Consider the following 2,578-nt stretch of genomic DNA (forward strand, 5'->3'; position numbering starts at 1 on the left):
ACTGCTATTTCACTGTATGCACCAGGTACGCCTTGATAACCAACTTTTAGCATAACTCACCTCCATTAACATATGAATGTATTTTTCTAACCTTATCATTAAGAATCTTGAATTCCTCTGGAGTAAGTGACTGTGCACCGTCACAAAGGGCTTCATGAGGATTGTTGTGAACCTCTATCATAAGTCCGTGGGCTCCGATTGCAGCAGTAGCCCTTGATGCCGGCTCAATCATGCTAGCCCTTCCAGTAGCATGGCTTGGATCAATTATAATAGGAAGATGAGACATTTCTTTTATTGCTGTAACTATATTAAGATCAAGAGTATTCCTCATATGGGTTTCAAAAGTCCTTATTCCTCTTTCACAAAGAATCACTTCTTCGTTTCCTTCCGACATGATGTATTCGGCAGACATTAGGAATTCCTTGATTGTTGAAGACATTCCTCTTTTTAGCATTACAGGCTTATCGCATTTTCCAACTTCCTTCAAAAGAGCAAAATTCGCCATGTTCCTAGCACCAATTTGGATAATATCAGCATACTCATATACTGCATCAAAATCATGTGGATCCATAAGCTCTGTTATAATTGGAAGACCCGTTGCTTCCTTTGCCTTCTTTAAAAGCTTTAGTCCCTCAAGTCCAAGACCCTGGAAACTGTATGGAGACGTCCTAGGCTTGAATGCTCCACCTCTTAATATGTCAGCTCCGTATTCCTTTACCTTTAATGCAGTCTGGATTATCTGCTCTTCACTCTCTACAGAACATGGTCCTGCAATGATTGTGAAATTGTCTCCACCTATTTTTACACCCTCAACATCAATGATAGTATCAACACGGTTTGCATATCGGCTTGCCAGTTTGTATGGTTCCTGGATTCTGAACACCTTTTCAACCCCTTCTTCACCTGCAAAATAATCAAGTTCAACCTTTTGAGTATCTCCAACTAGAGCTAATATGTTTTGTCCCGCTCCATACGTTACTATTACCTGCAACCCCAATTTTTCTGCCCTTTTTCTAATATTCTTTGTTAATTCTCCTTGATTCTGCTTCATAACTATAACCATTTTTTCCCTCCTGAATTTTGAAAAACTTAGTGAATTATTCCCTCGTTGCTCCAACCGACTCAATGAATTAATTTAAAGCCGATATATAAAAAGGCCTGTGAGTAAACTCACAGGCCAAATCTTTCTTATTTAATTTGAGTTTAACTTTTTCACCTTACATATTCTGTTTTATTGTATGTAAAGAATCCAGCGCTAAAGAAGCCCCAGAAAAAGTTATAAAAGAAACTATTTAATTTTGAAGTTTTAAGAATCATATTTAAGTTTTCCATAATACTTCTCCATTTCCATTTATTGAAACTAATTATACTCAAATGTTACATAAATGTCAAGATTATTCGTCAAATTATTAATATTTTCTAAAACAGGCCAGCAGTTAATATTATACTTGTCTTTCATAAAACCGATTAATTTAATTAACTGTCAATCTTATACCCATCTCTATGACGGTCTGAAATCATTGCTACAAGCTTGCAAATTTTATGCCCTTCTTTTACGAATTTTTCTTCATATTCTGTGGCTGTATTGTCAATAATATGGTCTGTACTATAAAGATTATGAGTCTCAAAAAGTATATCCCATCCGTTTTCCACCAATACTTTCAGTGTATAATCAAACAATCCAACATTGTCTGTCTTGAATACAAGCTCTCCTTCATTCTTAAGCATCATCTTATATATATCAAGATGTCTTGGGCTAGTTAGCCTTCTCTTTTCATGTCTTGGCTTTGGCCATGGATCTGAGAAATTCAAATATATCCTTTCCACTGAATTTTCACTGAAGGTTTCACTTGCAATTTCAGCCTTGGAATGGACTATGAAATAATTCGGCAAAGCTCCTTCTTTCTCTATGGTGTTGATCCACCTAAATATAACCTTTGTGTTCATCTCAAATCCAAGATAATTTATATCCGAATTTTTCCCTGCAAGCTTTCGTATGAATCCTCCCTTGCCGGAACCTATCTCTATATGAAGTTCATTTTCATTTTCAAATATATTGTCAAGTCCGCCATCCAGGTTTTCAGGCTTTGTAATTACCCTTGGATGTGCATCAAGTATTTTATATCCTTCTTTAATATGTCTCAGTCTCATAAATTATCTCCTCCAGTCCAGCAATTTTACCATTAACAGCAATGAATTTCAATATTTATAACATTCAATTCATAATAATATAATCATTAATTCTTGAACATATACTATCATCAAAGACCTTGCCGGAAGCAATTGTTCCCAATACAATAAGAGAATCCATTGCTTCTGTTTTTATGCCAAAATACCTGCCCATTGCAGCCATTGGCATAAGACCGTAAGGAATGTCTTCCGTTATATATCTTGACTCCAAAGATGAAGGCCCGTTAGCTTTGGTATGGACAAAACTTTCTGACAAAGTTTCATAAAGGCTATTCTTCCTGAATCCATAAATCTTTTCTATATATTCCATAAGAGTTTCAGTTTCAATTCCTAGAGCCTTAGCTATATTAATTCTTTCCCTGTCCACTTTCTCAATTACTCTTGCTAC

At 35.7% G+C, this 2,578-nt stretch carries 3 protein-coding genes; all 3 read right to left on the minus strand.

Annotation, left to right across the window (positions count from 1 at the left end):
- Positions 1 to 46: 46 nt before the first annotated feature.
- The gene (gene aroF, locus AC3AX0_RS11330; RefSeq protein WP_487550391.1) at positions 47 to 1,063 is read right to left on the minus strand and encodes a 3-deoxy-7-phosphoheptulonate synthase; all 1,017 of its coding nucleotides are present in this window, start codon (positions 1,061 to 1,063) and stop codon (positions 47 to 49) included.
- A 413-nt stretch (positions 1,064 to 1,476) separates the two neighbouring features.
- On the minus strand, positions 1,477 to 2,151 hold the full coding sequence (trmB, locus tag AC3AX0_RS11335; RefSeq protein WP_487550392.1) for a tRNA (guanosine(46)-N7)-methyltransferase TrmB: 675 nt from the start codon (positions 2,149 to 2,151) through the stop codon (positions 1,477 to 1,479).
- 64 nt (positions 2,152 to 2,215) lie between these two features.
- Positions 2,216 to 2,578, minus strand: a 363-nt coding sequence (locus AC3AX0_RS11340) for an NAD/NADP octopine/nopaline dehydrogenase family protein (RefSeq protein WP_487550393.1), incomplete at its 5' end; no start/stop codon positions are given.

Source organism: Dethiosulfatibacter sp. (assembly GCF_983023055.1).

Coding starts and splice junctions, on each gene's coding strand:
- aroF (WP_487550391.1), bottom strand. CDS start 1,063: ATGGTTATAGTTATGAAGCAGAATCAAGGAGAATTAACAAAGAATATT.
- trmB (WP_487550392.1), bottom strand. CDS start 2,151: ATGAGACTGAGACATATTAAAGAAGGATATAAAATACTTGATGCACAT.